The organism is Actinosynnema sp. NPDC059797 (assembly GCF_042732085.1).
Lineage (GTDB): Bacteria > Actinomycetota > Actinomycetes > Mycobacteriales > Pseudonocardiaceae > Actinosynnema.
Window position 1 is genome coordinate 1 of the sequence record NZ_JBHWIE010000320.1, and the last position, 8,257, is coordinate 8,257.

The 8,257-nt window shown below is 73.8% G+C and carries 5 protein-coding genes and 1 pseudogene; 2 read left to right on the forward strand and 4 right to left on the reverse strand.

What is annotated here, in order from left to right:
* Positions 1 to 161 precede the first annotated feature (161 nt).
* Genes ACFV4N_RS35725 through ACFV4N_RS35740 form a run of 4 tightly spaced genes read right to left on the reverse strand, consistent with a single transcriptional unit; the run spans position 162 to position 4,841 of the window.
* Positions 162 to 968 (reverse strand): hypothetical protein, encoded by an 807-nt coding sequence (locus tag ACFV4N_RS35725; protein ID WP_499677084.1) that lies wholly within the window; start codon positions 966 to 968, stop codon positions 162 to 164.
* Positions 969 to 992: 24 nt separating this feature from the next.
* The gene (locus ACFV4N_RS35730) at positions 993 to 2,546 is read right to left on the reverse strand and encodes a phosphopantetheine-binding protein (RefSeq protein ID WP_499677085.1); all 1,554 of its coding nucleotides are present in this window, start codon (positions 2,544 to 2,546) and stop codon (positions 993 to 995) included.
* The gene (locus ACFV4N_RS35735) at positions 2,543 to 3,913 is read right to left on the reverse strand and encodes a preATP grasp domain-containing protein (protein ID WP_499677086.1); all 1,371 of its coding nucleotides are present in this window, start codon (positions 3,911 to 3,913) and stop codon (positions 2,543 to 2,545) included. Before ACFV4N_RS35735 ends, ACFV4N_RS35730 begins: the two co-directional genes overlap by 4 nt.
* 7 nt (positions 3,914 to 3,920) lie before the next feature.
* Positions 3,921 to 4,841: a 3-oxoacyl-[acyl-carrier-protein] synthase III C-terminal domain-containing protein gene (locus ACFV4N_RS35740; RefSeq protein WP_499677087.1), complete on the reverse strand. Its 921-nt coding sequence runs from the start codon at positions 4,839 to 4,841 to the stop codon at positions 3,921 to 3,923.
* Positions 4,842 to 5,371: 530 nt separating this feature from the next.
* Between ACFV4N_RS35740 and ACFV4N_RS35745 the strand changes: the two genes are divergently transcribed.
* Together ACFV4N_RS35745 and ACFV4N_RS35750 are read left to right on the forward strand one after the other, a co-directional pair.
* A complete protein-coding gene (locus tag ACFV4N_RS35745; RefSeq protein WP_499677088.1) occupies positions 5,372 to 7,069 on the forward strand; it encodes a condensation domain-containing protein in 1,698 nt (565 codons plus the stop codon).
* Between the two features lie 153 nt (positions 7,070 to 7,222).
* A pseudogene (locus tag ACFV4N_RS35750) lies at positions 7,223 to 8,257 on the forward strand (hypothetical protein); the annotation flags it as partial.

The following is an 8,257-nucleotide window of genomic DNA, read 5'->3' on the forward strand; positions in this document are numbered from 1 at the left end:
GGACAGCCACAGCGGGTCGCCGGCCAGCCGTTCCGGGGTGGCGTAGGCGTACCCGCCCGGCCCGACCAGCACCGCGTTCGGTGCGGCGGCCTCGTGGGCGGCGTCGAGGTCGGTGGCGTAGTCGGTGGGGTTCGTGGTCGTCCGGGGTGGTGCCACTGCGGTCATGGTCGTGCCTCGCTCGCGGTTCGGGTGGGATCCAGCCGCACCGCGTGCGCCAGGCCCGTGCGCGGGTCGACGTCGCAGAGCAGGATCCCGGAGGTGTTGTCCCGCCAGAGGTCCTGCTTCTCGGCGAGGGTGAGCCACACGCTCGTGCAGTAGGTGCCGCGGTCGCAGCGGACCACGCGGGACGTCCGCCCCGTCGCCACCCACGGCCCGGCGACCACGACGGTCCCCGGGTCCTCGGCGTCGAGCAGCGCGGTCAGCCCGTCCGGTGTGCCGGTCCAGGTCGGACCGGCCACCGGACCGGGCCCGGCCCGGAGCACCAGGGCCGCGGCCGTCTCCGACAGCGGCGTGCCGTGCACGAGCGGGTCGTGGTACGGCAACGAGGTCTGCTCCAGCACCAGCAGCAGCGCGTTGTCGCAGCGCCCGGAGCGGTGGAACGCGTCCGCCACCTCCAGCGCGGTGTAGGGCGACCGGAGCCCCTGCTCGGTCAGCGCCATGCTGTGCGCGCCGCCGCCCAGCTTGTCGTTGACGTAGGCGGAGACCACCCGCAGCGGGTGCAGGTCCGGCACGGCGTAGGTGAGCAGGACCAGGTCGGGCGCGCCGACCTCGAACCCCGGTGCGGCGAGCAGGGCGTCGGCCAGCTCGGTGTGGCTGACGTTCGGGCCGTCCCGCAGCCGCCCCTCCTCGTAGGGCACGTCGAACTGGGCCAGCAGGTCCCGGTAGTACTCCAGCATCTGCTCGTCGAACGGGCACGGGTTGGTGTCCGACTTCCGCACCCCGGCCGCACTCGCCAGCGCCAGCGCCACGGCTCGCTCCTCTCGGCCGGTCGGCTAGCCGCGGATCGGTTCGCCGGCCTGGTCGAGCGCGTAGTCCGCCAGCGAGCCGATGGTCTTGAAGTGCTCCGGCTGGAGGGCCTCCGGGTCCACCTCGATGCCGACCGAGTCCTCCAGCGCCATCAGCAGCTCCAGCACGGAGGTGGAGTCCAGGTGCAGGTCCTCGAACAGCCGGGTGTTCTCGTCGATCGCGGGCAGCTCGCGCTGGAGCACGTCCGCCAGGGCGGCCTGCACTGCCTCGATGGTCTCGTCGCGGTTCACGGTTTCTCCTTTTCGGTTGCGGCTCGGCGCCGGGAGCAGGATCTGCTTGCCGAGGAGGTCGTCGGCGGTGTCGCGGCGGCGCACCAGGTGCGCCGCCCCCTCGCGCACCACGACCTCCGCCGGGTAGCCGTGGCTGAGGAACTGCACGGGCGACGCGGTCGGCCCGTACGCGCCGGAGCGCTCGACGCCGAGCAGGTCGCCGACCGCCACCGGGGCCAGCGGCACCTTCTTGCCCACGACGTCGTTCGGCGTGCACAGCGGGCCGGTGACGGTGCACGGCTCGGTGGCGGGCTCGTCGAACCGGGTCAGCGAGCGGATCGGGAAGTTGCGCTTGACGAAGCTGCCGATGCCGACCGCGGCCATGTGGTGGTTGGTGCCGCCGTCCGCGATGACGAAGGTCTCGCCCCGCGACTGCTTGACGTCCAGGACCCGCACCACGTACCGGCCGGCGAACGCGACCAGGTAGCGGCCCAGCTCCATGATCAGCCGGGTGGTCGGGTGCCCGGCCCGGAACTCGTCGACGGCCTCGTTCACGCCGGCGGCGAGCGCGTCGAGGTCGAGGTCCGCCTCGTTGTCGAAGTAGGCGACGCCGAGGCCGCCGCCGATGTCGACGGTGCCCAGCTCGACGCCGCAGCCGGCGTGCAGCTCGGCGGCCATCCGCAGGATGCCCCGGGTGTTGTGCACGACGTCGGCCGCGTCGAGGAAGCGGGTGCCCATGTAGGCGTGCAACCCGGTCACCCGCAGCCCCGGCAGGGTGCCCGCCAGCGCCACCGCCGCGGGCACGTCCTCCTGGTCGATGCCGAACTGCCGGGGCTTGCCGCCCATCGACAGGCCGGAACCCTTGGTGGAGAAGGACGGGTTGACGCGCAGCAGCACGTCGACCGGTCCCGCGCCCAGCCCGGCCACGACCGCGTCCAGCCGGCGCAGCTCGTTGGCCGACTCGACGACGATCGCCCGGAGGCCGGCGCGGACGCACGCCCGCAGCTCCTCGTCGCTCTTGCCGGGGCCGAGGAAGATGGTGTGCTCCGGGCGGGCGCCGGCCAGCGCCGCGGTGCCCAGCTCGATGCCCGAGGACACCTCCGCGCCCGCGCCCAGCCGCACCAGCTCGGCGCAGACGCTGACGTTGGGGTTGGCCTTGAGCGAGAAGTAGACGTCCAGCGCGGGGTGCAGCCGCTCCCGCAGGTTCCGGTAGGTCGAGGCCAGCACCTCGGCGTCGTAGAGGTAGAGCGGGGTCCCGAACTCCTCGGCGATCGCCGACACGGGTAGGCCCTGCACGTGCAGCTCGGTCATCGCGCAACTCCGATGTGGGTGTCGAGCGCGGTCCTGGTGGCGTCGGCCAGCCCGGTCACCGCCGCGCGGTCGGGACCGAGGGCGATGAAGTAGAGGCGGCCCTCGAACGGCTCGCCGGGCCGCTCGCCCGCCATCGCGTTGACCGTGCCGAAGCAGGTGACGACGACGCCGCCCGCGACGGGGTCGATCGTGGCCAGCGGTCCCAGCGCGGCGAGCACGTCGGCGAACGCGACCGGCGCGGTCAGCCGCACCGAGTGCTGCCCGGCGAGGGAGGCGGGCAGGCCGCCGGCCAGCGCTTCCAGCACGCCGCCCTGGTAGGTGGACATGTTGAACCGGGCGTTGATCTCCAGCACCGGGTACACCGCGCCGTCCGCGCCGACCACCGCGTCCACGCCGACCACGCCGGTGAAGCCGTCGGCGTGCAGCGCCTTGCCGATGACGGCGGCCGCGTGGCGGACCTCGGCGTGCTGCCGGTCGTCCAGCTCGGCGGGGCTGATGTGCCCGAGGTGGACGCCGTTGCGGGTCAGCGCCTCCTTGACGAAGTCCAGCCGCACGTCGCCGCCGGCGTCCACGGTGAGCTGGTAGTTCAGGTCCGCCCGCTTGGGCAGCCAGGTCTCGACGACAACGTGCAGCCGCGGGTCGTCGCGGCGCCGGGCCCGCGCGGTGGCCGCCCGGACCACGCGGCGCGCCTTGGCCGGGTCGTCCAGCACCACCAGCCCCTTGCCGGAGACGCCGTAGGCGTCCTTGACGACCAGCGCGGAGCCCGGCGAGCACCCGGGCCCGACCTCGGCCATCAGCTCGGCGAACTCGTCCACCGTCTCGCAGCACCAGCCGGGGACGGCCCGCAGGCCGGTGTCCTCGACCAGGCGGCGGCTGTAGATCTTGCTGTTGACCGCGACGACGGTGTCCAGGTCTGGCGCCGCCACCGGCAGCCCGCTCAGCTCGGCCAGGGTCGCCTCGTCCTCGGACAGGCCCATCGGCACGAGGTGCGCGCCCCGCGCGGCGAGGTCGCGCAGCCGGGCGACGACGTCCGGTGAGCCGGCCGCCCGCGCGGCCGTCGAGTCGGCGGGCGGCCCGTCGGCCACGAGGACCGTCGGCAGCTCCAGCCCGAGCGACCGGGCGTAGTCGACGTAGCCGGGGTCCAGCGGGTGCTGGGTGACCAGGTGGTCGTCGGGGCCCGCCAGCAGCGCGCCCAGCTCCTCCATGCGCGTGATGAGCGGGCCGGTGAGCGAGAACGCGGGCGCGGGCAGGCCGGGGAAGCCGGTCGCCCAGCGCTGCTCCACCTCGAAGTTGCAGAGGAGGACCAGCGGTGTCGCCGGGTCGCCGGTGACCGCCCGCTTCAGGGCGCGCAGGTATCCGGTAGGCATCGTGGAGTCACCCTTCGTGGCGGAGGACCATGGCGGCGTACGTCGCGCCGAGCCCGACGGCGGTGAACAGGTAGTGGCCCCCGGCCGTCAGCCTGCCGAGGTCGCGGAGCCGGCAGAAGTTCAGGAAGGGGTCGGAGCAGTAGCAGTGGCCGAACTCGGCCACGTTGTCGAGGAACACGGCGGCCGGGTCCACCCCGAGCAGCTCGACGACCTTCTTCCACGACGAGGTGTTCACGTTGTGGGGCACGACCAGCTCGACGTCGTCGAGGGTGAGGCCGGCCGCGGCCAGCGCCGCCCGCGCGGTGTCGGCCAGCCGGCCCGCGTACCCGGCCCCGAACTCCTGGACGCCCTCGGCGTCGAGCCGGATGCCGTCCGCGTACCGGCCGTCGGTGCGCGAGGCGTAGGACAGGACGCGGTCGCCGGGCCCGGAGAGGCCGACCAGGCAGGCCGCCGACGCCTCGCCCATGATCGTGGTGTTCTCGATCAGCTGCGCCATCGGCGAGAACGCCTTCTCCCCGGTGACCACGAGCGCGAGCGCGTCCGGGTCGCCGGCCGCGGCCAGCAGCTCGCCGCAGGTGTCCAGGGCGGCCAGGCCGCCGGCGCAGTTCTGCTGGGTCAGCGCGAACGCGTTGGCCCGGCGCAGCCCCAGCCGGGCGGCCAGCGCGCTCGCGATGTCGAACCCGGCGGGCGCGACGTCCTGGATGGTGTGCGCGTAGACCAGGTAACGGACCCGGTCCGGGTCGGCGAGCCCCGCGACCAGGCGGGCCGCCGGTGTCGCGACGAGGTCCAGCACGGACAGGTCCGGGTCGAGGCGCAGGCGGTCGAGCCCGTGCACGCGTTGGAAGAGCTTGACCTTGGGCCGGCTCAACCGCAGCCGGGGCGCGACCTCGTCGATCGAGGACACGCGCTCCGGCGCGAACGCCGTCATGGCCCCGATCGTGAGTCCTGCGGCCACCATGCCCGCACCCCTTTCCGGCCGGCCGAAAAACGCGAATCAAGACGTGAACGATGAACCGGCTCGCGCGGACAGCGTTCTCCGCAAGCCGGTTGGTGGTGGAATCGGCCCATTCGGGGTCTCGTTCTGGGAGCGCTCCCGAAACATTTCGGACCTGATCGCCGGGGGTTTCCCGGAGGCGTTGACCGCCCTGCGAAGAGAATCACCGGGCCGTGACGCTGACAACGGTCCGACGTTGGCATAAAATTACCAGCTCCGACTGGACAGCCCCTCTGAGCTGCGGTGACACCTCCAGTTCCGGCATCGGCTTCGTACGGGTCGGTGAACGGGTCAACGCGGTTGGCCCGATCGGTGCCTGTGTGCGAACAGGGGCGTGGATATACGTTCTGCCGGCCCTGACCGGTTCCCGGAACCGTCGGGCACGAGGAGGATCAGTGACCGTCCTGAAGTTGGCGGAAACCGCGCCGGTTCGTTTTGTCGGGTTACGCGCGGTGGAGGGTCCGATGACCCTGGGTCAGCTCAACATCCACAAGTGGCTCAGCCGCTCGTCCACCGTCGCCTACGGCATGCAGTTCCGGCGCGTGCGGCCGGGGCCCGGTGTCGGCGTGGCCGACTTCGCCGAGGCGCTGTCCGTGCTGCTGACCCGGCACGAGGGGCTGCGGACCCACTACCTGCCCGACCACCGCCAGCGGGTCGTCGCCTCGGGCGAGCTGCCCCTGCACGTCCTGGCGGTCGACGACACCGACCCGGCCGCCCTGGACCGGGTCCTGGACGACGCGGTGGCCGCGCTGCCGTACGACCCGGCGACGGACCTGCCGGTGAGCGCCGCGGTCGCGGTCGCGGGCGGCGAGGTGCTCGCGGGCGTCCTGCGGTGCTCGCACCTGGCGGCGGACCACAAGGCGATGGTGGTGCTCGGCCGGGAGGTCGAGGAGATGCTCGCCGACCCGGCCGCCCGCGTCGTCGGCGCGCCGCGGCACCAGCCGGTCGACCAGGCGGAGGCCGAGCGGCGCCCGTCGATGCGCAGGCGCGCCGAAGCCTCCCTGCGCTACTGGGAGGACCGGATCCGCCGGATGCCGCCCAACCCGCTGGCGTGCCCGTCGACCCGGGGTCCCGGGGGATCGGGTCCCGGGGGATCGGGTCCCGGGGGATCGGGTGCGGGGGGATCGGGTGCGGGGGAGTCCTGCGCGGCCGAGATGGTGTCGCACGCCGGCGCGGCGGCCCTGGACCGGATCGAGGCGCGCACGTCGCTGGACCGGTCCAACATCGTCCTGGCGGCGGTCCTGGCCGTGCTGTCGGAGCGGACCGGCTACTCGACCCACATCTTCTGCGCGTTGTCCAACAACCGGTTCTTCGACCGCAGGCTGACCGACTACGTCGGCACGCTCGCCATCTCCAACCTCGTCGAGGTCGACTGCCTGCGGGCGACGTTCGACGAGCTGGGGGAGCGGGTGCGCGCGGGCATGGTGCGGGCCTCGATGAACGCGCTCTACAACGCCTACGACCTCCACGCCATCGCGGAACGCGTCGAGCACGAGCGCGGGGTCGCGTTCAACTACTTCCCCCCGATCTTCAACAACGCCGCCAACTACTTCCGCTCCCGCGCGGCGCGCGACGCCGGTCCCGCCACCGCGCCGCCGACCGAGTTCACCTGGCGCAGCATGGAGGCCACGCCCGCCCCGCTGCGCTTCGACATCTGGCGGATCGACGAGGTGCTCGTGCTGGACGGCTGGACCGGGGACGCCGACCGCATCGGGCGGGCCGAGGTCGAGGCGGTGCTGCTCGCGGTGGAACGCCTCCTGGTGGCCGCCGCCGACCACGACCTGGACGGGCCCGCGATGAGCGCCGTCATCGACCTGCCACCCGTGGCGCGCGGCGAGGGCTGGCTGTTCCTCGACTCCTGCTGGGTCGGGCTCGCGGAGGCGCAACAGCTGCTCGACGACGCCTTCGGCCCGACGCGCGCCCGGGTCTTCGGCGAGGACGACGGCCGGTCGCTGGTCGCCTACGTCGAGGCCACCGAGGCGGTCCGCACGCCGGAGGAGGCGCACGCCCGGTGCCTGTCCCGCCTGTCCGCCCACCCGACCGCGATGGCGCCGCGCCACTACGTGCTGTGCGAGGGGGCCGCCACCGACCCCGGCGACCCGGCCTCGTGGCGGCGGCGGCGGGTGGTCGGCCGGGGCTCCGGTCGTCTCGCCGCGGGGTGATCTCCTCCGGTTCCGGGGAAAACCCGGGCGGAACGCGGTCCCACCTGCGACGATCTCGGCACCAGACCGGGCAGGACGCCCGGCTCCGCGCTCCGAGGGGGAACAGTGGGATCGTCCGGAAGACCCTGGCGCGTCGCGCGTGCCGGGGTGCTCGTGGCCGCGCTGATCGGCGGCCTGGTGGTGGTGCCCGGCACCGCCGCCGCAGCGCAGAACCCCAACCGCGCCTCGCTCACGTCGACGCAGCGGATCACCACCGACTCCCGCTCGCCGCACGAGGCGTTCACCACCGGTGACGCCCGCGTCGGCGCCTGGCGGGACGGCGGGGGCAAGCACCACCTCGGCAAGACCTACTTCACGTTCGACCTCACCCGGCTCGCCGGCACCGACCTGTTCACCGCGGCGATCCGCACGCCGGAGCTGGCCGCGAACGACTGCGCCCAGGCGCGCGCGACCGAGCTGTGGGTCGTCGAGCCCTCGGACCGGATCACCTGGGCCGCCCAGCCGCGCGAGGTGGTGCGGGTGGCCGGTCCCGTGCCGGCGGAGGGGTGCACGACCCCGTGGCTGAACTGGGACGTCCTCGACGTGGTCGAGCGGGCCGTCGCCGAGGGGCGCACCTCGCTCACCGTCGTGCTGCGCGTCTCCGAGGAGTTCCAGGGCGACGTGGCCCGCGGCCGCACCCACGACGGGCACGCGGTGCTCAACACCACCTTCAACACCCCGCCCGGCACGCCGACCGACCTGAGGCTGGAGCACCTGGTGTGCACCGGTGAGCCGCTGTTCCTGGCCGCGGACCGGCCGATGGTGTCGGCCGCGGTGAGCGACCCGGACGGTCTGTACGGCTTGGACGGTCGGCTCGCGTTCTGGCCGGTGGACGCGCCGGACCAGCGGGTCGAGGTGGCGAGCTGGGGCGGGTCCGGCCGGCTCCAGGGCTGGTTCCCGGCGGGCATGGTCCGGGACGGCGGCGCCTACGCCTTCGCCGCCCGCGGCGAGGACGGCTCCGCGACCTCCGCGTGGTCCGAGCCGTGCCTGTTCACGGCCGACCTCACGCCGCCGGCCACTGCGCCGTCGGTCACCTCCGAGGTGTACCCGGAGAACGGCGCCCCTCCCGGCTCCGGCGGCCAGGGCGTCCCGGGCGAGTTCACCTTCGGCGCCGGCGGCGACCAGGACGTGGTGGCGTTCGAGTACTAC